At 70.7% G+C, this 23066-nt stretch carries 20 protein-coding genes and 2 pseudogenes; 11 read left to right on the top strand and 11 right to left on the bottom strand.

The annotated features are described in order from the left end of the window. Positions 1–137: 137 nt before the first annotated feature. On the bottom strand, positions 138–3077 hold the full coding sequence (locus EJC51_RS21905) for a D-alanyl-D-alanine carboxypeptidase (protein WP_126272653.1): 2940 nt from the start codon (positions 3075–3077) through the stop codon (positions 138–140). Positions 3078–3338: 261 nt separating this feature from the next. Here EJC51_RS21905 and EJC51_RS21910 point away from each other — a divergent pair, with 261 nt between their 5' ends. The 3 genes from EJC51_RS21910 (at position 3339) to EJC51_RS21920 (ending at position 5732) form a co-directional block, all read left to right on the top strand. After that, positions 3339–4097 carry a GOLPH3/VPS74 family protein gene (locus tag EJC51_RS21910; protein WP_059196005.1) on the top strand — a complete coding sequence of 253 codons (759 nt, stop codon included), beginning with the start codon at positions 3339–3341 and terminating at the stop codon, positions 4095–4097. Between the two features lie 344 nt (positions 4098–4441). Then, entirely contained in the window at positions 4442–5299 is an 858-nt protein-coding gene (locus EJC51_RS21915; protein ID WP_079310908.1) for a helix-turn-helix domain-containing protein, read from the top strand. 241 nt (positions 5300–5540) lie between these two features. Further along, complete coding sequence (locus EJC51_RS21920; protein ID WP_059196003.1) at positions 5541–5732, top strand: DUF397 domain-containing protein; 192 nt, start codon at positions 5541–5543, stop codon at positions 5730–5732. Positions 5733–5861: 129 nt separating this feature from the next. On the opposite strand, the gene EJC51_RS21925 is transcribed toward EJC51_RS21920, so the two are convergent. Further along, a complete protein-coding gene (locus EJC51_RS21925) occupies positions 5862–6701 on the bottom strand; it encodes a hypothetical protein (RefSeq protein WP_126272654.1) in 840 nt (279 codons plus the stop codon). A gap of 78 nt (positions 6702–6779) precedes the next feature. Here EJC51_RS21925 and EJC51_RS21930 point away from each other — a divergent pair, with 78 nt between their 5' ends. Continuing rightward, positions 6780–7568: an SDR family oxidoreductase gene (locus tag EJC51_RS21930; protein WP_126272655.1), complete on the top strand. Its 789-nt coding sequence runs from the start codon at positions 6780–6782 to the stop codon at positions 7566–7568. 127 nt (positions 7569–7695) lie between these two features. Continuing rightward, positions 7696–9237, top strand: coding sequence for a sodium:solute symporter family protein (locus tag EJC51_RS21935; RefSeq protein WP_126272656.1), 1542 nt, complete (start codon positions 7696–7698; stop codon positions 9235–9237). A gap of 128 nt (positions 9238–9365) precedes the next feature. Here the strand turns inward: EJC51_RS21935 and EJC51_RS21940 are convergent, their stop codons facing one another. The 3 genes from EJC51_RS21940 to EJC51_RS21950 all read right to left on the bottom strand — a co-directional run bounded on the left by EJC51_RS21940 (position 9366) and on the right by EJC51_RS21950 (position 11816). Further along, the gene (locus EJC51_RS21940) at positions 9366–10481 is read right to left on the bottom strand and encodes an ADP-ribosylglycohydrolase family protein (RefSeq protein ID WP_126272657.1); all 1116 of its coding nucleotides are present in this window, start codon (positions 10479–10481) and stop codon (positions 9366–9368) included. Between the two features lie 140 nt (positions 10482–10621). After that, a complete protein-coding gene (locus EJC51_RS21945; protein WP_126272658.1) occupies positions 10622–11410 on the bottom strand; it encodes a helix-turn-helix domain-containing protein in 789 nt (262 codons plus the stop codon). Positions 11411–11636: 226 nt separating this feature from the next. Next, a complete protein-coding gene (locus EJC51_RS21950; RefSeq protein WP_399582445.1) occupies positions 11637–11816 on the bottom strand; it encodes an ATP-binding protein in 180 nt (59 codons plus the stop codon). 148 nt (positions 11817–11964) lie between these two features. Between EJC51_RS21950 and EJC51_RS21955 the strand changes: the two are divergent. After that, positions 11965–12562: pseudogene (locus tag EJC51_RS21955) on the top strand (helix-turn-helix domain-containing protein); the annotation flags it as partial. Here the strand turns inward: EJC51_RS21955 and EJC51_RS21960 are convergent. Next, positions 12549–12914, bottom strand: a pseudogene (locus EJC51_RS21960) (BREX system ATP-binding domain-containing protein); the annotation flags it as partial. The pseudogenes EJC51_RS21955 and EJC51_RS21960 sit on opposite strands and share 14 nt — an antisense overlap. Positions 12915–13021: 107 nt before the next feature. Here EJC51_RS21960 and EJC51_RS21965 point away from each other — a divergent pair. Both EJC51_RS21965 and EJC51_RS21975 read left to right on the top strand, forming a co-directional pair. Beyond that, positions 13022–13483, top strand: a complete 462-nt coding sequence (locus EJC51_RS21965; RefSeq protein WP_126272659.1) for a prevent-host-death family protein — start codon at positions 13022–13024, stop codon at positions 13481–13483. 428 nt (positions 13484–13911) lie between these two features. Beyond that, positions 13912–14412: a DUF2165 domain-containing protein gene (locus EJC51_RS21975; RefSeq protein ID WP_126272660.1), complete on the top strand. Its 501-nt coding sequence runs from the start codon at positions 13912–13914 to the stop codon at positions 14410–14412. A gap of 1 nt (position 14413) precedes the next feature. Here EJC51_RS21975 and EJC51_RS21980 read toward each other — a convergent pair whose 3' ends face one another. The 4 genes from EJC51_RS21980 to EJC51_RS21995 form a co-directional block, all read right to left on the bottom strand. Beyond that, a complete protein-coding gene (locus EJC51_RS21980) occupies positions 14414–14950 on the bottom strand; it encodes a DUF4760 domain-containing protein (protein WP_126272661.1) in 537 nt (178 codons plus the stop codon). A gap of 58 nt (positions 14951–15008) precedes the next feature. Next, the gene (locus tag EJC51_RS21985; protein ID WP_126272662.1) at positions 15009–15572 is read right to left on the bottom strand and encodes a hypothetical protein; all 564 of its coding nucleotides are present in this window, start codon (positions 15570–15572) and stop codon (positions 15009–15011) included. A 115-nt stretch (positions 15573–15687) separates the two neighbouring features. Further along, entirely contained in the window at positions 15688–18270 is a 2583-nt protein-coding gene (locus EJC51_RS21990; RefSeq protein WP_126272663.1) for a bifunctional FO biosynthesis protein CofGH, read from the bottom strand. Positions 18271–18414: 144 nt separating this feature from the next. Then, complete coding sequence (locus tag EJC51_RS21995) at positions 18415–19248, bottom strand: LLM class F420-dependent oxidoreductase (protein WP_126272664.1); 834 nt, start codon at positions 19246–19248, stop codon at positions 18415–18417. A gap of 132 nt (positions 19249–19380) precedes the next feature. On the opposite strand from EJC51_RS21995, the gene EJC51_RS22000 reads away from it, so the two are divergent. After that, positions 19381–20883 (top strand): CehA/McbA family metallohydrolase, encoded by a 1503-nt coding sequence (locus EJC51_RS22000; RefSeq protein ID WP_126272665.1) that lies wholly within the window; start codon positions 19381–19383, stop codon positions 20881–20883. Positions 20884–20927: 44 nt separating this feature from the next. Next, positions 20928–21791: a hypothetical protein gene (locus EJC51_RS22005; protein ID WP_126272666.1), complete on the top strand. Its 864-nt coding sequence runs from the start codon at positions 20928–20930 to the stop codon at positions 21789–21791. 13 nt (positions 21792–21804) lie between these two features. On the opposite strand, the gene EJC51_RS22010 is transcribed toward EJC51_RS22005, so the two are convergent. Beyond that, a complete protein-coding gene (locus EJC51_RS22010; protein ID WP_208870831.1) occupies positions 21805–22632 on the bottom strand; it encodes an endonuclease/exonuclease/phosphatase family protein in 828 nt (275 codons plus the stop codon). A gap of 37 nt (positions 22633–22669) precedes the next feature. Between EJC51_RS22010 and EJC51_RS22015 the strand changes: the two genes are divergently transcribed. Then, the gene (locus tag EJC51_RS22015; protein WP_126272668.1) at positions 22670–23062 is read left to right on the top strand and encodes a nitroreductase/quinone reductase family protein; all 393 of its coding nucleotides are present in this window, start codon (positions 22670–22672) and stop codon (positions 23060–23062) included. The last annotated feature ends 4 nt before the right edge of the window (positions 23063–23066 follow it).

The raw sequence follows: 23066 nt of genomic DNA on the forward strand, positions 1-23066 counted from the left end.
GACCGGCGACCTGCCCCGATTCGTGACGCTAGCACGCAGCCCGCCGCCGGGCCCCCGGGCGGGGGCGTCGGCGGCGGGACGCGGGGCGGTTCCTCGGCCCTCGCTCGGCCCTCGCTCGGCCTTCGATCGGCCTTCGATCAGCCGAGGCGGGTCAGCTTGTCCGTGAAGCCCGGTTCGACCAGGTCCTTCTGGAGGGCGACCGGCACCGAGACGGCACCCGTCGAGGCGTCACCCACCGTGAGCGAGCCGACCTTGGTGCCGGCCTTCGCGGTGTGCGGTACGTCGTCGGCGGCGAACGTCAGCTTCACGGTGAGGCCCGACCAGCCGACGGCCTTGACGTCCTTGGTGGCGACGACGGGCGTCTTGCCGCCGAGGCCGTCGTCGACGTACCCGACGACGTCGCCCTTCTTCAGGATCGTCGCCGACTTCAGGCTGTCCTGCGCGGCCTGGATCAGCTTGTCGCCCGCGGACAGGGCGCCCTGGAGAATCGTGTTGTCGTAGCCGCCCTCGGGCTGGCGCAGGACCGCGCCGAAGATGGTGCGGGTCTCGCCGCCGATCTCCTTCGTCGCCGCGAAGACCAGGTTGCCGCGGGCGGAGGTGGTGGTGCCGGTCTTGATGCCGATCACGCCGTTCTTGCCGACCAGCTGGTTCCAGTTGGGCTGCCGGGCGCCCTTGTAGTCGTAGTACTCCATCATCGACGCGACAGCGCGGAAGGCGGGTTCCTTCATCGCCGTCTTGGCGAGCTTCACCTGGTCCACGGCCGTGGAGACGGTCGTGTCGTGCAGGCCCGAGGGATCGGTGTACGTCGTGTTCGTCATGCCGAGGTCCTTGGCGGCGGCGTTCATCTTCGCTACGAACGCCTTCTCGGAGCCGGCGTCCCAGCGGGCGACCAGGCGGGCGACGTTGTTCGCGGACGCGATCAGGATGCCCTGGAGCGCCTCGCGCTCGGAGATCTCGTCACCGGCCTTCACCTTCACGGTCGACTCGCCCTCCGCGGACGCCTGGTCCTCGGCGGCCTGGTCGACCTTGATCATCGGACCCTTGGCGTCACCCTTCAGGGGGTGGTCACGCAGGATGAGGTACGCCGTCATGACCTTGGCGACACTCGCGATCGGCACGGGCTTCTGCTCCCCGGAGGAACCGAAGGAACCGATGCCCTGCACCTCCAGCGCGGCCTGCCCCTGGGCCGGCCACGGGACGTCGGCCTTGCCGCCGTCGAAGGAGTACGTCTCCTCGGCGGTGAGCTGGAGGGTGGGGGTGGGCAGCGGGCGTACGGACTGTACGACCGCAAAGACGACCGCGAGGAGGAGGACGAGGGGCGTCCAGATCTTCACGCGGCGGACGGTGGTGCGGAGGGGGGTCTCCGGGGGCGGGGGCGTGTTGGTGAGCTCGGCCAGGAGGTCCAGCGGCGGCTTCGGCGGAAGCGGCTGCTGGGTGGTGCGCTCGGGGCCGACCTGGGGGACGGCGGTGGTGACGTCGGGCTTGAGCGCGACGAACTTGCTGGTGGCGCGGTCGACGGCGGGGCGGGGCAGCTTGAGCATGGTGGTGGGCTGATCAACCGACACCTCGGCTCCGCCGCTCTTCCCACCCGTGCGGCTTTCGTCACCGGGTGCGGGTGGCCCTTGCGGGGCCTTCTGGCCGCGGGCGGCTTGAGGCGCGTCGGTGGGGGTGGCGTTGCGGCCACCGGCGCCGGGGGCGCTCCCGCTGCGGGCAGCCTGAGGTGCGTCGTCCGCGGGGGTGGCGTTGCGGCCTGCGATACCGGAGGCGGACGGCCCGTCGGGGGCGCTCCCGCCACGGGCAGCCCGAGGCGCGTCGTCCGCGGGGGCGGTGGCCGTTCCGGCTGTGCCGGTCGCCGGGGTGGAGGCGGCGGCTGCCGTGCCGGTCGCGGCGCGCGGGTCGGCCTTCGGCGCGGCGGGGGCGGGCTTGTCGGCGGGCTCGGCGGCCTCGGGACTGTCGGCGGATGCGGCGGCGCCACGCCCATCACGCGGCGCGTCAGCAGGCTCGGCGGCGCCACGGGCGTCGCGGGGCTCGTCGGCAGGCTCCGCAGTGTCACGGGCATCGCGGGGCTCGTCGGCAGGCGCCGCGGTGCGCTCCGCGTCGCGGGGTTCGTCGCTGGGCTGCGGGGTGTCCTCGGGCTCTGCGGGCTCGTCGCTCAGGTGGGGGGCGTCCTCGGGCTCCTCCGGCGTCTCCGGGTCCTTGGACACCGCTGGGTCCTTGGACACCGCTGGGTCCTTGGACGCCGTCGGCTCGGGCTCGCCGGTGTCCCGCTCGGCGTCGCCAGTCGCGGCTTCGGCCGCCTCAGCGGCCGTCTCAGGCTCCCCAGCGGCCGTCTCGGGCTCCTCGGGGGCCGTCTCAGGCTCCTCGGCGACCGTGGAGGCACCCTCGGGCCCCTCGGCCGCCCTGCGGCTGCCGTCCGCCTCCGCGGCCACGTCCTCGGCGTCCGCCGCGCTGTCGGCATCCGTCTCGGCGACGGCCTTGGTCCCGGCAGCGGCGTCAGCCCCCGCCTCGCCCGCGCCCGCGGCTTCGGTCCCGGCCTTGGCCACGCCGTCAGCCCCGGCCTCGACCTCGGCGTCGGTCTCCGCCTGGGCCCCGCCGTCAGCCTCAGCCCCAGTCTCGCCGTCGCACTCGGCCCTGGCACCGCCGTCAGCCCCAGCCTCGCCCACATCGCCGGCCTTCTCCGGCGTTCCGTCTCCCGAGCGGACCCATGCGGCCACCGCGGCCCGCAGCCGCGCGTCGCCGCCCCCGCCCGAGCCGTCGCCCGAGCCGGCGTCCTTGGGCGTGGCGTCCGAGGCGTCCTCGGGGGTGTCCGCCGCGGAGGTTGCGTCGGTGGCGGCCTCCGCCCTCGCCGCGGACTCCCTGGCCTTCGCCACGTCCCGTACCGAGAACACGCGTGTCGCCGTGTCCACGCCACCGGCGCCGCCGCCGGAGTCCGCACCCGCACCATCGGCTTCCCGGGCCACCGCGAGCCGCGGATCGCGGACCTCGGTCCTGGCCTCGGGAACCGGACCCGCGCTCCCCGACGTCGGTTCTGCCGACGACTCGCGCTGCTTCGACCTGTCGGGGGACTCGCCCGCCACCGATGCCTCCTAAACCGTGAACCCGTGAACCTGGACCCGTGAACCGTGGACCGTGGACCGTGCGTTTCTATCCGATCGCCTGCCCCGGTCACCGGTCCACCGCACTGTCCGAACCGTGTACCAGTGTCCTGTGTGAGGGCTTGGCTCCTGCGGTAGACGAGAACGACATACCTACTGGTTCCACTACAAACAGGTCACGCACCCTCGACAGACCAATGTGAGAGGGGTCACCCTGTCGTACATCCACGCGGGGAGGCATGGATGGGCAGGAGCCGCAGAACACTTCCGGAGGAGCTTCTGCTGCTGGCGTTGGACCCGACCACGGGTACCACCGCACAGCCGCAGTCGCTCGACCTCGGTCTGGCCGGAGCACAGCTAGTAGAGCTGGCGCTGGCCGGACGGATAGCCCCAGACGGGGATCGTATCGCCGTGGTCGTACCACGGCCGACTGGAGATCCGACGCTGGACTGCGCGTTGGAGTTGCTGCGAAGGCGTGGCGCTCCCGTGCGGGCAGTGAACTGGATTGGCGGGCCTCGCCTGGGGCTGCGCCAGACCTACCTCTCGCATCTCGAGCGGTGCGGCATGGTGCATGCCGTCGCCGGTCAGATGTGCGGGGTGTTGCCGACGACTCGCTATCAGGCGACGGACAACGCCATCAGCCGGGAGATCAAGGCCCGGTTGGACTCGGCGATCCGCACCGGCGTTCCGCCGGACCCGCGGACCGCGGCGCTGGCCGCCCTGGCCCACGCGGTCGGCCTCGGCAAGCATCTGTATCCAGGCAACGAGGGCAGGTCCTCGCGGTCCAGGCTGCGGGATCTGATCAGGCACGACCCCATGGGCGGTCTCGTCGCGCACGCGGTGATGGACGTCCAGAACGGTGTGGCGGCACAGCCACGCCGTAGCCCCGCTCCGGCGACCGGCCGTCAGGCCGCACCCGGTGGCAGGGCCGCAGCGGAACCCGCTCGCGGTGTTCCGGTGCAACCGCGCCGCGGTTCCATGGCGCGTGTCGTGGCCCACTGAGCCGCAGTTCCCACGACACCACCGCAGGAACCGAGTCGCACCACACGCACTGCCGGCGCAGCCCCATACCCGGAATCGGGAGCCGCTGGTCCGCGCGGGGCGGCGGAACCGTGTGTCCGGACGACACCACGGTCCCGCCGTCCCGCGCGCTTTTTCTGTGCCCACACCCTCGTCCACACCCTCACAACGGCGCGCGTGTCACCGCCGTTCACCGCGAACCGGCGCCTGTGCAGCGCATATCCACGGTTTCCCAGCGGTAGAAAGCACCTTGGTGGCAGTCTGCTCAACAGCAGATACGCAAAGTGGCAATTTTCGAAGGCACGCAGCCGGAGGTGCACGTTCTCGTGGCGACCAATGTCAATCCCACCGTCAGGCGGCGCCGGCTGGGCCAGGAACTGCGCCGGCTCCGCGAGCTCAAGGGCATGACCGCCGAAGAGGTCGCCGAACGGCTGCTGGTGTCGCAGTCGAAGATCAGCCGCCTGGAGAACGGGCGGCGCAGCATCAGCCAGCGCGACGTCCGCGACCTGTGCGGGGTGTACGAGGTCGAGGACCACCGGATCGTCGACTCCCTCATGCAAATGGCCAAGGACAGCCGCCAGCAAGGGTGGTGGCATTCCTTCGGGGACATCCCGTACTCCGTCTACATCGGGTTGGAGACGGATGCCGCGAGTCTGCGGGTGTACGACCCGCAGGTCGTCCCCGGCCTGTTGCAGACCCGTACCTACGCCGAGTCCCTCATCTCCGGGGCGCTTCCCGAGGCGACGCCGACCGATATCGACAAGCGCGTCCAGGTGCGCCTGCGCCGACAGGAACGTATCTCTGCCGCCGACAACCCGCTGCGTCTGTGGGCGGTTCTCGACGAGGCGACCCTGCGCCGCGAGGTCGGGAACAAGCAGGTGATGATCGAGCAGCTGGAGCATCTGATCGAGATGTCCCAGCTGCCGCACGTGACCGTGCAGTTGATCCCGTTCACGATGGGCGCGCATCCCGGGGTCAGCGGGCAGTACGCGATCCTGGAGTTCCCGGACGCGGCCGACTCCAGCGTGGTCTACATCGAGGGCGTCACCAGCGACCTGTACCTGGAGAAGGCGCAGGACGTGCAGAAGTACAGCGTGATGTACGAGCATTTGCGGGCACAGGCCCTCAACGCGGACCAAAGCCGGGACTTCATCTCGAAGGTGGCCAAAGAGTACGCCCGCTGACCGCACAACGGGCCACTCTGTAAGGCGGGCGCCGAAAGGTACACCTAAGTCGGGCCGTGATGGAAGACCCCACTGGAATATGCCACCCGGGCGGGTGAATACCTTCCCCGTACTCCGATGTTGGCGAGTAGCGTCGATCACGCCATCGAGGCAACAACGTTGGCGCAAACCGTGTCGTGCAGACGGAGACAAACGCACACCACGGTGACAGCAACTCAGCAACTGGCTAATCGGAGCGAACATGGCAATCAAGCAGGGCGTCACGGACGAGTGGGTCAAGTCCTCCTACTCCCAGGGCAATGGCGCGTGCGTCGAGATCAAGTCCCCGGTCCTCGCGGCGATGGCCGTCCGGGACTCGAAGGTCACGGACGGCCCCACCCTGGCCTTCCCCGCGGACGCGTGGACCGCCTTCGTCGGCTCGGTCAAGGCGTAAGCAGGTCGAGCGATCGAGTGATCGGTTCCAACACAACTTCACAAGCACCGTCCAAGAGCCCTCTCGTCCAGCTCGCCGTCCTTGCCGAGGGGGCTCGGCTTGTGCCCGGACACGGGCCCGGATTCAGGGTCACCGCAGTCGGTCGACGTACGTGTCCGTTCCCGGCACCGTCGGTATGAACGGCGCGACCAGCTCCACCCGCCCCAGGCCCGCCTCCGCCACCGGCCCGTCCAGGCCCGTGAAGTGCGCCTCCCAGCAGTCCCGCGGGTCCGCCTCCAGGAACCACAGCAGGGTCAGCCGGGTGTCGACGCCCTCGACCTGCTTCACGTACGTCATGCGGTCGCCGGGCAGCGGCGTCGGGCGGAACACGGTCACCATCGCGGCCGGTGAGCCCGCGATCCGCTTCGGCAGCTGCCGGGAGCGCAGCCACTCCAGCAACTCCGCCCGCCGCTCGGGCGATTCGGCGTCGATGACCTCCACCACCAGGCCCGCGTAGGGGTGGTCGAGGGCGTGGAAGTCGCGCGGGCCGGCCGCCCCGTCCCGGTAGACCGTCGCCTCGTGGTCCTGGAACGCGGTGAAGACATGCGTCCGGTCCTGATAGACCCGAGCGTCCCGGTTCAGGCGCTTGTTGATGCCGACGGTCCACTTCATGTGGTCGGCGTAGCGGCCGTCCGTGATCCAGTACGTCGAGATGTAGCACCCGGCGGTGACCGGCTGGGCGACCGCCGACTTCTCCGGGTAGCGCAGGAGTTGGAGGTCCCGGGTGGCGACCCAGCGCCGCCCGGCGTACATCCAGGGCATCGCCATCGCGCCGGCGTAGTAGTGGTCGTCCTCGTACCAGCGGTTGTAGGCGTACTCGTGGCCCGGGTGCGGTTCGACCATGGTGATCAGGGCGTGGCCGGGGCGGACTCCGTACGGTCCTACGGCGGCCAGTTCGGCGTACGTCTCGCTGCGGGTGTCGTCGCTCATGCGGTTCCCCTTTCCTGCGGTCGCCCTTACTCTGACGCCCCGTCAGATAATGCGCCAGAGCCGCCGGGAGGGTCATCGATGTCATCACTGCTCTCAGGGAAGACCGTCGTGGTGTCGGGCGTCGGGGCCGGGCTCGGACATCAGGTCGCCGCCGCGGTCGTACGGGACGGCGGGAACGCCGTGCTCGGGGCGCGTACGGAGGCGAACCTGGCGAAGTCGGCCGCCGAGATCGATCCGGACGGGGCGCACACCGCGTATCGCGCCACCGACATCACCGACGAGCAACAGTGCGCGGCGCTCGCGGAGTTGGCCGGGGAACGGTTCGGGCGGATCGACGCGGTGGTCCATGTGGCCGCCTGGGACAGCTACTTCGGCGGCCTGGAGGACGCGGACTTCACCACCTGGCAGTCGGTGATCGACGTGAACCTGCTGGGGTCGCTACGGATGACGCGGGTCTGCCTGCCGGCGCTGAAGCGGTGCGGGGGCTCGGTGGTGTTCATCGGGACGCAGTCCTCGGTCGCGGCGCCCTCACAGGTGCGGCAGGCGGCGTACGCGGCGTCGAAGGGGGCGCTGACGAGCGCGATGTACTCGCTGGCGCGGGAGCTCGGGCCGTACCGCATCCGCGTGAACACGGTGCTGCCGGGCTGGATGTGGGGGCCGCCGGTGCAGGCGTACGTCCAGTTCACCGCGCACACCGAGGGGGTCGGGGAGCCCGAGGTGCTCAAGCGGCTCACCGAGCGGATGGCGTTGCCCGATCTCGCCACGGACGGGGATGTGGCGGACGCGGCGGTGTTCCTGGCGTCGGACCGGGCGCGATCCATCACGGGACAGTCGTTGCTGGTCAACGCCGGGGAGCTGATGCGATGACGTTCATGTAGGTGAACGAGGACCAATATGCCGAATGAATTTACCTCCCTTTGACCTTACGCCCGCTTGTCGTGTTCACGCGGGAGCGCCCACGATGAGCGCCGGGTCGAACCCTGGGAGGGCGCACATGAACGGTCTCGACTGGGCCGTGCTCATCGGCTACTTCGGCGTGATGGTGGCGATCGGCGTGTGGTCGCACAAGCGCGTGGACAACGTCAGCGACTTCTTCACGGCCGGCGGCAAGATGCCCTGGTGGCTCTCCGGCATCTCGCACCACATGTCGGGCTACAGCGCGGTGATGTTCACCGGGTACGCGGGCATCGCGTACACCTACGGCGTCACCTCCTTCGTCACCTGGTCCTTCCCCATCGCCCTCGGCATCGCGATCGGCTCCAAGCTCTTCGCGCCGCGCATCAACCGCCTGCGCTCCCGCCTCCACGTGGCCTCCCCCCTCGAATACCTGAAGAACCGCTACGACCTCAAAACCCAGCAGGCGCTGGCCTGGTCCGGCATGCTGCTGAAGATCGTGGACGTGGGCGCGAAGTGGGCCGCGATCGCCACCCTGTTGTCGGTCTTCACGGGCATCTCCCTCAACCAGGGCATCCTCATCACCGGCTGTATCACCGCCGTCTACTGCACGATCGGCGGCCTGTGGGCGGACGCGCTGACCGAACTCGGCCAGTTCGTCATCCAGTTGCTGGCCGGTGTGGCCATGCTGATCGCGGTGGTCCTGGAGCTGAACGACAAGGGCATCGGCTTCTGGGGCGCCTGGGACGAGCCGCAGCTGAAGGGCCACGGAGAGCCGCTGGTCGGCCCGTACGGCACGGTCTTCCTCCTTGCCTTCCTCTTCATCAAGCTCTTCGAGTACAACGGCGGCATGCTCAACCAGGCCCAGCGGTACATGGCCACGGGCAGCGCGTACGAGGCGGAGCGGTCGGCGCGGCTGTCGGCGGCGCTGTGGCTGGTCTGGCCGGTGGTCCTGTTCATCCCGATGTGGCTGTCGCCGCTGCTGGTGACGTCGCAGAAGCCGGACGGTTCGGACGCGTACGGCCTGATGACCGAACAGCTCCTCCCCCACGGCCTGTTGGGCCTCGTCATCGTCGGCTTCTTCTCCCACACCATGGCGATGTGCTCCTCCGACGCCAACGCGATCGCGGCGGTGTTCACGCGGGACTGCGCGCCGGTGGTGTGGCGGCGGGCGCGGGCGTGGAGCGAGGGTCAGGGCCTGCGGGTGGCCCGGATCACGACGGTCGTCTTCCTCGGCCTCTCCATGGCGGCGGCGACGCAGGTCAACTCCCCCACCTTCAAGGACATCATCACCGTCGTCATCAAGTGGGTCGCCGGTCTGATGGGCCCGATGGCCATCCCGATGATGCTGGGCCTGCTCCGCCCGTTCCGCCGCTCGGGCCCGACGGCGGCGCTCACCAGCTGGTCGATGGGGCTGCTGGCCTTCTGGCTGGTCAACTACCCGATCAACTGGAACGTGGACGGCGGAGTCCCGCTCCAGTACCAGGTGTCGGTGCCGCTGGCGGTCTCCCTGGTGCTCTACATCCTGATCGGCTTCCTCAAGCCGGAGGACACTCCGGAACGGCTGGCGATCATCGAGAAGATCAACACCGATGGGGACGGGGTCGCCGCGCGGGCTGAGCCGGTGCCTACGGAGGCGTGACCCGGGGGCCGCCGGCGGGTGCGGGTCCGTGGGGACTGGTCGCGCAGTTCCCCGCGCCCCTTAGGGCGTTGCAGTCCCCGGCGTATGACAGGGGGCGCGGCCCCGACCCACGACGAACCCGACTGCGCTCAGCCCCGCGGATAGCGCGCCAGCCAGCCCGGCGACGCCCCCGCCGGGCCGTGCAGGGCCGGGCCCTGGGTCATCTCCATCGCGAAGTCGTCGGCGAGTTCCAGCAACGTGGGACGGCCCTCCAGCTCGGCCAGCCAGGCCGGCGGGAGGGCCGTTTCGCCGTTCAGGGCGCCCAGCAGGCCGCCGGTGAGGGCGCCGGCCGCGGCGGAGGGGCCGTCGTGGTTGACGGCGAGGCAGAGGCCGTGCCGTACGTCCTCACTCACCAGGGCGCAGTAGACGGCGGCGGCCAGCAGCCCCTCGGCAGTGCCGGCCCCGATGAGCTCCCCGACCCGCGCAGGGGTCGGCATCCCCTGCCGTACGGCACCCAGTGCGTGCTGCAACGCATCTGCCACCGGCTGGTGTCCGGGCCGGACGGCGACGAGGGCGAGGGTCTGCTGGACCGCGGCGTCCAGACTCTCGCCGCGGGCGAGCCCGTGCACGATCGCGGCGTACGCGCCCGCCGCGAGGTAGGCGACGGGATGCCCGTGGGTCTGTGCCGCGCACTCCACGGCGAGCTGCACGACGAGCTGCGGCTCCCAGCCGACGAGCAGTCCGAAGGGCGCGGAGCGGGCGGCCGCCTCGGGCCCGGCCTCGCCGGGGCTCTTGGGGGCGTCGAGGGTGCCCATGGTGTCGTCGCCGAGCCCGATGAGCAGCGCGCGGGTGGGATCACGCCGGGCGTAGAGCCACTCCTCCCTCGCCAGCCAGCCGTCGTCCTTGCGCCGCTCGTCGGGTCCCCAGTCCCGTTGGGTGGCGGCCCACCGCAGGTAGGCGCGGTGCAGGTCGGTCGGCGGATGCCAGGCGCCGGTGTCGCGGCGGACCTGGGCGCGTATGAGCCCGTCGACGGAGAAGAGGGTGAGCTGGGTGAGGTGCGAGACGGCACCGCGCCGCCCGTACGCGGGCGCGAGGTCGACGACGCCTTCGGCGCCGTGGGTCTCCTGGATGGCGGCGAGGTCGAGCCGGTCGACGGGCGCCCCGAGCGCGTCCCCGACGGCGGCCCCGAGCAGCGTGCCGCGCACCCGGCTGCGGAAGTCCTGCTGTTCGGCCCGCCCCCAGACGGCCCCGGCTGTCACACCCACCAAGCCCTCCTCAACGGCACCGCCCGGACGCACGACAGCTCAGCACTGTAATCGACCGGGAACGGTCAGTTCATGGGGCGGAACAGTATGTGGGGTGTGCCCGGAGTGGTCGTTATTGGGCTTGGGTGGTCGGTTGTTCACTACGCCGCGGTCGTCGCCGTACGGCAGTCCCGGCACCGTCCCGGTTCCGGTGACCGGAAGACGCGGTCGCAGCCGTCGCAGTCCTGCAGGGGGTCCGGGCGGCAGGCTGGGGCCGGGACAGGTCCAGGGGCGGGGAGCGGTGGAGGCAGCAGCTCCCTGAGGCGGTGGGCCAGGAGAGCCGCCGGGTGCTTGATCGGGGTGGTGGGGAGGTCGCTCGTCAGGGTTCGCTGTACGGCGGTGACCGGGACTCCGCGTTCCAGCCAGGTGTCGACCGCCGGGGTCAGGCGTCGCACGTCCCGTTCAGTGAGGAGGAGGCGGGAGTCGTACGTGCGCAGCTCGGCGAGGAGGCGGGAGGCGGCCGGGGGCTGCGGGGACTGCAGGGGCTTCGAGGGTTGCGGCTCCGGCTCCGGCTCTGCCGCTGCGTGGAGCACCGCCGTCCTCGGCTTGTTGTACGACACCGTCCGGGTCACGCATCGGCCCGATTGAAGACGCTCCTTGGGTCGTGCCAGGTACCCGTGCTCTTCCAGCTCCCGCAGTGCCGCGGCGATCCTGATCTCGCCCTCGGGGAACTTCGCCGCCAGCGCCTTGATGCCCACGGGCGCACCAGCGGGAAGCGACTGGATGTGAACCGCCAGGCCGATGGCCATCAGGGACAGCTCGGGGTGCTGGGCCAGGTGGTTCCCGACCACGACGAAGTTGTCGGTGTGGGGTTCGTTGACGTGCTCGACACCACGGGTGAAAGCGCCGGACTTGGCGCGCGCGGGCGCGCTAGGCTGCTGGGAAGTCATCGGGAAGACGCTCTCTTCTCGGTGATCAGGCCCTCGCACTGGGATTGCCGTCCCGGCGGGGGCCGATGCATGTGTGCGGTTGTGTGAGGCAGACGCTGCACCACAACTCCCGCGCCGCGCCAGCCGAGTTGGGGATGTTCACTCCCGCGGGTGATCGACGGGGGTGGTGGGGGCGGGTTTGATTCTTGCCCCGGTTCTTTGGTCTTTTGCGTCGCGCCCCACCGAGTCACGTGCCCCCACGATCCGGTACCACCTCGGCCCACACCGTCTTCCCGCCCGCCGGCGCCTCCTCCACGCCCCAACGCTCCGCGTACGCCTCGACGATGCGCAGCCCCCGGCCAGATTCCGCGTCACCCGCCACCGGGTCGTGGAGCTGCGGGACGCGGTCGCCCCGGGCGTCGGTCACCTCGATGCGAAGGGTGCCGGCATCGGCGTACAGCTTCAGTCTCAGCCGGAAGTCCCGCCCGGCGACGCGGCCAGCGACTTCGGTACGGAGTGGAACTGTCCGGGTGCGGGGCGTAGCCGTACGGCTCGTACTCAGGGGGAGGAGTGGTATGGAGGATGAGGAGGCAGCCGCGGTACTCAAGGCGGTCGGGCGGCAGATCAAGATGTGGCGGGAGGCCGCCGGGCTGACGCAGCCCGAACTCGGCGAAGCGATCGGGTACGGCGGGGAGATGGTCTCGTCGGTGGAGCGGGGGCGGCGGAGCTCCAAGCCGGATTTCTCTCGACAGGGCCGATGAGGTGCTTGGCGCGGGCGGCAGGATCTCCGCGATGAAGAAGGACGTGGAGGAGGCCCGTTACCCGAAGAAGGTGCGGGATCTTGCGAAGCTGGAGGACGAGGCCGTCGAGCTCGGGGCCTACGGCAACCACAACATGCACGGCCTGCTCCAAACACCCGAGTACACACGGGCGTTGTTCACGATCAGGCAGCCCGCTTACTCCGAGGACGAGATCGAGCACCAGGTCTCCGCACGTATGGCACGCCAGCGGATCTTCGAGCGGCTGCCCGCGCCGCTGCTCACCTTCGTCCAGGAAGAGGTGACGTTAAGGCGGCCCATCGGAGGCAGAATGGTCCTGCGACGCCAGCTCGAACACCTGTTTGAGATCGGCACGTTGAGGCACGTCAGGGTTCAGGTGATGCCAGCATCTCGGCCTCGTGCCGTCGCTCCCGATGAGCAGCGAGGAGTCGATCGAGCTCCTTGAACTTCCGGCCCTGTCCAGCGAATTCACGGCTGATCGCCGCCATGGCTTCCGGCACGCTGCCGACACCCTCGTCGATGTATGCGGTCAGGGCGCCTTTCTCCCGGGCCAGCTGCTCAAGTTCGCGAGCCAAGAAGGTCTTTCCGACACCCGCGTTCCCGTGCACATGGAACAGGAAGCGATGCCGCTCGTCTTCCGGCACAAGGTCGAGATTCGTACGGAAGGCGGCCCGCTCGTCACTCCGCCCGACGGCCCGCCTGCGCTGCTTGATCAGGTCCTGCATCGACGGCCGCGTCGCCCCCATCCACGTCACCCCCGTAACCGGTCCGCGGGGAAGTCTGGCAGAGGCTCGGGTGCCGCGTCAGCACCTCACGATTGACTTCGGAATACATTCCGAAGTACCTTCGGATCATGTCCACTCCCACGGTCGCCTTCTCCGAGCTCTCGAAGAACTCGAAGCGTGTCGCCGAGACACTCGACCGGGCTCAGCGCGTACACATCACACGCCGGGACGGCGAGGACCTCTACCTGACCACCGCGCGCCACGACCAGCAGCGCGAGGAGACGGCTGACATCACCGCCCGGCTCCTCGCCGCCCTCGTGCGTAGCGACGCCGGCGAGCAGGCGATACTGCGCGCACTCCCCTCGGTCTTTCCATGGGTACGTCACCTTTCGGCAGAGGAACTGAAGGAGTTCGTGGCGGAGCTCATCGACGCCACGTTCGACGCGGCCCTCCTGGACGTCCACACCAACCTCCACCGCGTCGTCGTCGAATGGCGCGCCACAGCACGGGTCCTCGCCGATCCCGAGCTCACCGCACAGCTCACCCGCCGGCTCCCCGACGAGGACCACGGCGAGGTGACCGCCCCGTGAGCCCCAAGCGAGGCGACGATGTCGCCCCACCGCCGGTCGACGGGGAGTGGCGCTTGCGATTCGCGACGAACGAAGCGGCGAAGGGGTGGGGTGAACTGGGAGCGGAGGCTCCTGGGAACACGCGGCGCTGCTTCGAGGCGCTGCGGAGCGATCTCTGTCCCGCGCGGATCCCGACCGCCAGCACCGCCTGCGGGGGCGTCTGTCAACAGGCAACCTCGGCGGTCGCGAATACCCGCAGTGGGAGTACGAGGTGACAGCGGGAGGCCGTGTACGTTACCTCGTCGACGAAGCGCGCCACACCGTTCATCTGGTGTACGCGTCCTCTCGCCACCCCAAGGACACCGAGTAGCGCTGCAAGCAATCCCGTGGCCGGATTCTGGCTCAATGGCATGCGGTCCTCGCCGCCCAGGGCGGGAAGGATGATCGCCATGGCCACCACACCCCCACGCACCGCACTCCACCTCACCGCAACCCTCCTCACCGCCACCGTCGCTCTCTACATGGCCCTCGTGGCCTTCGGGAACATCACGGACTTCGGGACGAATCAGCAGTTCGTGCGGCATGTCCTCGCGATGGACACGACCTTCAAGGACGACGACCTGATGTGGCGGGCCGTCACCAGCAAGGGACTTCAGGACGCCGCGTACGTCGCGATCATCGTCTGGGAGACGGTGGCCGCGCTGGTGCTGGTCTACGGCACCTGGCTCTACGCCCGGCGGGATGATCTCCGCGGGCGCCGGTTCGCCACCTACGGCCTGCTCATGGTCCTGCTCCTCTTCGGCGCCGGGTTCATGGCGATCGGCGGGGAGTGGTTCTCGATGTGGCAGTCGGAGGACTGGAACGGGCTGGACGCCGCGCTGCGGGTGTTCGTGCTGAGCGGGGTCGTGCTGATCGTCGTGCAGCTGCCCGCCGGGGCGCGGGACGCCTGAGTCAGGTCAGTCCGCGCTCGCGTCTGCGCCGGATCTCGGCGATCCGCTCGCGGACGTGGTCCGGCGGCAGTTGTGCAGCCAGCCTCGCCAGTTCCTCGAAGCTCGACAGATAGTTTCCGCCGCCCGGCCCGCGTAGCTCCCGCTCGCGGGCCACGAACGGCCGGATCGCCTCCCACACCGAGAGAATCCGGGTGCGCAGGACCGTGACCAGCAGGGTTTCGTCGAGCAGTCCGAAGACCGCCAGGTTGGCGAAGGACTGGTAGTAGTACACGACGCTGTAGAAAGAGGTCCTGGCCTCGTCGGGCAACCCGCGCACCCCGGCCGCCGGGTCGTTCTCGGCCCCCAGCCGCAGCGTGACGTAGTCGTGGTGCCCGTGGAACTCCACCGACCGGAACTCCGCGAGCAGGTCGATCATCACGGATATGTGGTTGGCGTGCTTCGCGGTGCGGGTCTGCCGGGCGCTGAACACGACGGAGGTCACCACGGCGACGACCGCGATGGCCGTGGTCACGATGTTGAAGACGACAGAGCTGTCCATCCGGTCACCGTACGGAGACCGGCACCCAAGCGCAGTACCAACTGCACTACCGAGGAGACTAGTTGACCACCACGACCGTCGTGCCCGTCTCGCCGAACGTCCACAGTGCCGATCCGTCCGCCTTCTTCATGCGGATGCCGCCGGTCTGAATGCCCGCGGCGGGCGGGGGCGGGGAGGAGCCGTCGACGGCGTTGGAGAAGGCGATGTTCTTGCCGGACTTCGCCGCGAAGTAGACGACGTGCTCGATCTTGACGCCGTCGGAGCCGGTGATCGGGTCCCCGGAGCGCGTCCCGACCGTGTAGTTCCCCGGGTCGGGGGCGACCGTCCCGGGCCAGACGGCGAAGGTGCGGCGGGCCGCGTCGCTCGCGTCGACCAGCCACACCCGCTTCTCGCCGAGCGAGTAGACGATGCGGCGGCCGGTGCCCGAGTCGTCGGGCACGGCGGTCGCCGCCGGCTTCTTCGCCCCGGCCGAGGGGGACGCGGACGCCGTCGCGGTCGGGCGGACGCTCGTGGCCTCGGGCTTGGCGCCCTTGTCCGCCTGTACGGCGAGAGCGGCGACCACGGCTATCGCTCCCACCGTCAGACCGGTCACCCAGACCTTCGAGGCAGGCACGGCACGTATCTCCTCAGCTCACCGACAGGGTCGGATCATCGTACTGCCGTGCGCCCGCCCTCTTCGTCCCAGTCCAGCAGCCTCATTCCAGCAGTCTCAGTCCGGCAGCCTCATTCCAGCAGTCTCAGTCCAGCACCGGCAGCAGCTCCGGCAGGTGCCCGTCGGAGGCCGCCGCCGCCTTCTGCCGTTCCTCCGGGACCTCGCCGTACAGCGTGGTGCGGGGCTTCGCCGGGCGGCCCGCCGCCTCCGCCACCGCGATCAGGTCCCGCACCGACTTGTAGGAGCCGTAGGAAGAGCCGGCCATGCGCGAGATGGTCTCCTCCATGAGCGTGCCGCCGAGGTCGTTGGCGCCCGACTTCAACATCTCCGCCGCGCCCTCCGTGCCCAGCTTCACCCAGCTGGTCTGGATGTTGGGGATGTGCGGGTGCAGGAGGAGACGGGCCATCGCCGTCACCGCCCGGTTGTCGCGCATCGTCGGGCCGGGGCGGGCGATGCCGGCCAGGTAGACCGGGGCGTTGGTGTGGATGAACGGCAGCGTCACGAACTCGGTGATGCCCCCGGTCTGCTGCTGGATGCGGGCCAGGGTGCGCAGGTGGCCCAGCCAGTGGCGGGGCTGGTCGACATGGCCGTACATCATGGTCGAGGTCGACGGGATGCCCACCTCGTGGGCCGTCGTGATCACCTCGATCCAGGTGGCCGTCGGCAGCTTGCCCTTGGTGAGGACCCAGCGGACCTCGTCGTCGAGGATCTCGGCGGCCGTGCCGGGGATGGAGTCCAGGCCCGCCTCCTTCGCCGCCGTCAGCCACTCGCGGATGGACAGGCCGGTGCGGGTCGCGCCGTTCACGACCTCCATGGGCGAGAAGGCGTGCACATGCATGCCGGGGACGCGTTCCTTCACCGCCTTCGCGATGTCGAAGTACGCCGTGCCGGGCAGGTCCGGGTGGATGCCACCCTGCATGCAGACCTCGACCGCGCCCACGTCCCACGCCTGCTGGGCGCGGTCGGCGACCTGGTCCAGGGAGAGGGTGTAGGCGTCGGCGTCCGTGCGGCGCTGGGCGAAGGCGCAGAAGCGGCAGCCGGTGTAGCAGACGTTGGTGAAGTTGATGTTCCGCGTGACGATGTACGTCACGTCGTCGCCGACCGCCGCCTTGCGGACGTCGTCCGCGATACGGGTGAGAGCGTCCAGGGCCGGGCCGTCCGCGTGCAGCAGGGCGAGGGCCTCGGCGTCCGTGAGCTTGGTGGGGTCGTCAGCCGCCGTGGCCAGCGCCTGGCGTACGTCGGTGTCGATGCGCTCCGGGACCATCCCCGGCGCCGCCGCCTCCCGCAGGGCGCCCCAGTCGCCGTAGACGACGTCGAAGTCGTCCCGGCGGTCGGTCGTACGGCCCTCGGTGTCGATGGTGGTGTGCAGGTCGGTGCGGCCGGACGGGACGAAGACCTCCTCCGGCTCCTGCCACGGGTGGCCCTCGACCACCGCGTCCTCGCGCGCGAGGCCGGTCTCCCCGTCCGCCAGTGCGCGTACGTGCGGCAGCAGCCGCGGGTCCAGCCAGGGTTCGCCGCGCTGGACGAACTCCGGGTACACGCAGAGGCGTTCGCGGAGCTCGAAGCCGGCCGCCGCGGACTTCGCCGCCAGCTCCTCGATCTGCGGCCAGGGGCGCTCGGGGTTGACGTGGTCGATGGTGAGCGGGCTGACCCCGCCCCAGTCGTCGATGCCGGCCGCGATGAGCCGCTCGTACTCGCTGTCCACCAGGTTCGGCGGGGCCTGGATGTTCCCGGCCGGGCCCATGACGATCCGGGCCACCGCCACGGCCGCGACCAGCTCGTCCAGCTCCGCGTCCGGCATGCCGCGCATCGCGGTGTCCGGCTTGGCGCGGAAGTTCTGGATGATCAGTTCCTGGACGCCGTGGTAGGCGCGGGCGATCCTGCGCAGGGCGAAGAGGGACTCGGCCCGCTCCTCGTACGTCTCACCGATCCCGATGAGGATGCCGGACGTGAAGGGGACGGAGGACCGGCCCGCGTCCTCCAGTACGCGCAGGCGTACGGCGGGCTCCTTGTCCGGGGAGCCGTAGTGGGGGCCGCCGGGCTCCGACCAGAGGCGGGTGGCGGTCGTCTCCAGCATCATGCCCATGCTGGGCGCGACCGGCTTGAGGCGCTGGAAGTCCGTCCAGGACATCACCCCGGGGTTGAGGTGGGGCAGCAGGCCCGTCTCCTCCAGGATGCGGATCGATATCGCGCGGACGTACGCGATCGTGTCGTCGTAGCCGTGCGCGTCGAGCCACTCGCGCGCCTCCGGCCAGCGGTCCTCGGGCTTGTCGCCGAGGGTGATGAGGGCTTCCTTGCAGCCGAGGGCCGCGCCCTTGCGGGCGATGTCCAGGACCTCGTCCGGGGACATGAACATGCCGTGGCCGGCGCGGCGGAGCTTGCCGGGGACGGTCACGAAGGTGCAGTAGTGGCACTTGTCCCGGCACAGCCGGGTCAGGGGGATGAAGACGCTCTTGGAGTACGTGATGACGCCGGGCCGGCCTGCCTGCGCGAGGCCCGCGTCACGGATGCGGGCCGCGGTCGCGGTGAGGTCGTCCAGGGCCTCGCCGCGGGCCTGGAGGAGGACCGCGGCTTCGGTGACGTCGAGGGCCACGCCGGTGCGGGCGCGTTTGAGGGCGCGGCGCAGGGAGTTTTCGGTGGGGCCGGTTCCGGTGGCGGAAGTCGTCATCTCTTGAGCATACGTTCGGGGTGATCAGGGGTGGTTCGGTGTGGTGCGTTGTCGGGTGCGGGTGCGTGGGGGCTGGGCGCGCCCACGCGGCGGAGCCGCACATCGACACAGCCCCGCGCCCCTGGGACGTCGACCCTCGCTCGATTACAAGTACTCGGCATATCCGTCCAAGACCCCCAGCACCTCCGCCTCCCCCGCCGGCGGCAACTGCACCACCACCTCCTCGATGCCCAGCTCCGCGTAATGCGCGAGCTTGCCGGGAGACGGGAAGACCGCGTACGGCACCACCTGCAACCCGGCCTCCTCGCGCCCCGCCTCCGCCCATGCCGCCCTCAGTACCGGCAGCGTCTCCGTCAGCCCTCGCCCCCCGATCGGCATCCAGCCGTCCGCGTACTCGCAGATGTGGGCGAAGAGCTTCGGCCCTGCGGCGCCGCCGATGAGCGTGCAGGGACCGAGGTGGCCGCGCACCGGCTTGGGGTGGGCGTGACTGGCGCGCACGCTGCCGAACTCGCCCTTGTAGGCGGTCGGTTCCTCGGACCACAGGGCCCGCATCAGTGCCATCCGGTCCCGGACCAGTTCGCGTCGGGTGCGCCACTCGACGCCGTGGTCGGCGGCCTCCTCCACGTTCCAGCCGAAGCCGAGACCGAGCGTGAAGCGGCCGCCGGAGAGGTGGTCGAGGGTCGCGATCTGCTTCGCGAGGCCGATGGGGTCATGCTGGGCGACCAGGGTGATGCCGGTGCCGAGGCCGAGCGTCTCGGTGACCGCCGCCGCCTGGCCGAGGGCGACGAAGGGGTCGAGGGTGCGGCCGTACTCGGGGGGCAGGTCGCCGCCCGCCGGGTACGGAGTGGTCCGCTCGGCGGGGATGTGGGTGTGCTCGGGCAGGTACAGGCCCGCGAACCCCCGCTCCTCCAGCTCACGGGCGAGCCGGGTCGGGGTGATGGTCTCGTCGGTGAGGAAGATCGTGACGGAGATACGCATAGCCGCATCTGTACCGCGCCGAGGGCGATATGTCCATACCGACTGGTCGGCATCGCCTCACGCCGCATGACGGCTGCCTCTGATTCCCTTTTCTTCCACGGGAGTTCACTGTCGTCCCCGACAGTGGGACGCATGTGTGAGGACGAGCGCCACATCGGAAGACGCACACTCGTCGTGACGGGAGCCGCCGCCGCGCTTACGTTGGGAAGCGTGACCTTCGCTGCTGCGGCGGACGGCGAGACGGAGACGAGGACGATCCGGGGCACGCTGCCCACCGGGTCCCCCGATTTCGTGTACGTGCCGGTCGAAGTCCCGTCCGGCGTACGGGAGATCAAGGTCGCCTACACCTACGACCGCCCGGCCGTCCCGGCGGGCACCCCCGGCAACGCCCTCGACATCGGCATCTTCGACGAGCGGGGCACCGAGCTGGGCGGCAAGGGTTTCCGGGGCTGGTCGGGAGGGGCTCGGACCGAGTTCTTCATCCGGGCCGACGACGCGACGCCGGGGTACGTCCCGGGGCCGGTGCGCGAAGGCACCTGGTCGATCGCGCTCGGCCCGTACACGGTGGCACCGCAGGGGCTGTCGTACGAGATCACGATCACGCTGACGTACGGCGAGCCGGGCGAGGCGGTCGAGCCGGTCTATCCGCCCGGGCGGGCCAAGGGGCGCGGGCGGGCCTGGTACCGCGGTGACTGCCATCTGCACTCCTGGTACTCGGACGGGCGCCGCACCCCCGCCGAGATCGGCGCGCTGGCGCGGGCCGCGGGGCTGGACTTCATCAACACCTCCGAGCACAACACCCATGCGGCGCACGCCCATTGGGCGGACGTGGCCGGGGACGACCTGCTGGTGATGCTGGGCGAGGAGGTCACGACGAGGAACGGCCACGTCGTCGCGCTCGGCACCGACCCCGGCACCTTCGTGGACTGGCGTTACCGGGCCCGCGACAACCGCTTCGGCCGGTTCGCCCGCCGCATCCGCCAGGCCGGGGGTCTGGTCGTCCCGGCCCATCCGCACGCGACCTGCGTGGGGTGCGGATGGCGGTTCGGCTTCGGCGAGGCGGACGCGGTGGAGGTCTGGAACGGCCCCTACACGCCCGACGACGAGGTGGCGCTGGCCGACTGGGACAGCACGCTGGTCGCGTCCGCGCGGGAGGGGCGGGACTGGATTCCGGCGATGGGGAACAGTGACGCCCACCGGGACCCGGACGTGGTGGGCTCACCGCAGACGGTGGTCCTGGCCGACGACCTGACCCGGGAGGCGATCCAGGAGGGCATCCGGGCGGGGCGGTCGTACATCGCCGAGTCCGCGAAGGTCACCCTGGACTTCACCGCGGTCGGCGCCAAGGGCGAACACGCCGGAATCGGCGGCCGGTTGAGGGCGGCGGCGGACACCCCGGTGACCGTACGGCTGGAGGTGACGGGAGCGCCGCGCTGCACCGTCCGGTTCGTCACCGACCAGGGGGTGCTGTTCACGAGCGCGCCGTTGCCGGTGGCGGGGTCGGGGGTGCTGGAGTGGCGGACCACTCCGGCCTACGCGGCTTACGTGCGGGCGGAGTTGCGGCACGAGACGGCGGCGGGCCCGCTGCCGGGGGCGTTGGCGGCGTTGACGAACCCGATCTTCCTGGGGCGGTGAGGAGGGCGGGGCCGGACCTACCGAAGCGCTACTAGGGTCGCGGCATGATCCTCACCACCGGCCCCGCCTCCCACGATCCCGCCCGTGACGTCCCGGAGTTGGCGCCGTACGCCCGCACGACGGTACGGCTGCACCCGCGCCGGGGCGTCCCGGGAGCGCGGGACAGTCACCTCGGCGGGCCGCTGTGGTGGCCGGCGGCCGAACCCTGGCCGGTGTGCGCCGGGCACCGGGACGTCAACGGGCGGCCGTCGGGCCCGTATCCGCTGGTGGCGGTGGCCCAGCTGACGGCGGCGGACTTCCCGGAGATCCGGTTCCCGGACCGTACCGATCTGGTGCAGCTGCTGTGGTGCACGGACTGGCACGACCAGCCGCATCCGGAGGGGTGGGGGCAGGCGTGCCGGCTCTTCTGGCGCCGGGCGGACGACGTGACCGATCCGCTCGGCGACCAGCCGGACCCCGGCGAGGACGAGGACATGGTCCCGCGGGCGTGCGTACTGCACCCCGAGCGGCTCACGGAGTACCCCTGGCACGAGGAGCTCCCGCCCGGTCTCGCGGACCGCCACGAGGCCTGGCTGGCGGAACACGGGCTGGACGACGACGTCTCGACGATCCCCGGCTGCAAACTCGGCGGCAGCATGCGCTGGGGTGTGACGGATCTGCCGGGGTCGATGGAGTGCGGGGAGTGCCGGGCGCCGCTGGAGCTGTTCCTCCAACTCGACACGTACGAGTACGACATGGCGGCGGAGGACCGCTTCCGGCCCTTGCAGGAGCGGGGGTTGGACCCGAGGAGCGAGGCGGGGCGGGCGGCGCGTGAGCCGACCGGGATGACGGTCGGGCGGGGCGGGCACGCGGGGCTGTACGTCTGCGGCGCCGACCCTCGGCATCCGGCGTCGCTCTTCACGCAATGACCTGGGCGCCGGCTCAGCCGTGGAGGTCGGCGACGACCGCCGCGTGGTCCGACGGCCACACCCCGTCCACCGGCCCGTGCCCGGCCCGCCGTACCCCTCGCACCGTGCCCTCGCCGTCCGGGCCCGCCGGGCCTCCCACGTGGATGTAGTCGATACGGCCGCCCGGGCCGAGGCCCGGATGGACGTACGGGTTCTCCGGGGTCCAGGTCGACCCGGCGGTGCCCTGGACGGCGTACTCCCACGCGTCGAAGAACACCTGGCCGGGGACGGCCGGGGCCGTGCGGATGCCGGCGAGGACGCGGATCTCGTCGGAGTCGGGCCAGGCGTTGAAGTCGCCGGTGACGACGGGCGGGAAGGGGGTGCCGGCTCTGCGCTCGGCTACGAACTCGGCCAGGGCCCTGACCTGTTGGACGCGGACCGCCGACGCGTGGAGGGGGGAGGTGAGATGGGTGGTGAAGAAGGGGATCGGGGCGCCGCCCGGCGGTTCGACGCGGGCGTACAGGGCCTGTCTGCCGTCGTCCAGGTCCGGTGGCGCCGGGAGGCGCAGGGTCGCCCGGTCCGTCACCGGCCAGCGGCTCAGGACCGCGTTGCCGATGTCCACCGAGTCGTCGGCTATGCGGCGCCGCCAGCGTTCGGGGGCGGGGGACGGGGCCCAGGCGCAGTGCAGGTCCAGCTCGGCGGCCAGCCATTCCGCGAGGTTCTCGCCGGTGCGGCGGTCGGCCCAGACCTCCTGCAAGCCGACGACGTCCGGCCGTAGTTCACTCAGTACGGCGAGAATCGCCTTCTGACGCTCGGCCCACGGACCGAACCGCCACCACAGGTTCCACGTCACCACCCGCACGGACACCTCACCAGCCCCTCCACGAGACTTGGTAACCATGCCCCGCCACAACGAACGCAAGTATCCGATCGTCACCGCCTTCCAGCGCCCGTTCAACGCCGTCATGCGCCGGCTGCCGACCCAGACCCTCCTGGAGACCACCGGCCGCACCTCCGGCCTGCCCCGCCGCACCCCGCTCGGCGGGCGGCGGGTCGGGGACTCGTTCTGGCTGGTGTCGGAGTTCGGGGAACGGTCGCAGTACGTCCGGAACATCAAGGCCGACCCCCGGGTGCGGGTCCGGCTGCGCGGGCGCTGGCACCACGGCGTCGCCCATCTGCTGCCCGACGACGACCCGATCGCGCGGCTGCGCGGCCTGCCCCGGGTGAACAGTGTGGGGGTACGGGCCATGGGGGCGGGCTTGTTGACCGTGCGGGTGGATCTGACCGACTGACCCG

Origin of the sequence: Streptomyces aquilus, from assembly GCF_003955715.1 — a bacterium.
Taxonomy (GTDB): domain Bacteria; phylum Actinomycetota; class Actinomycetes; order Streptomycetales; family Streptomycetaceae; genus Streptomyces; species Streptomyces aquilus.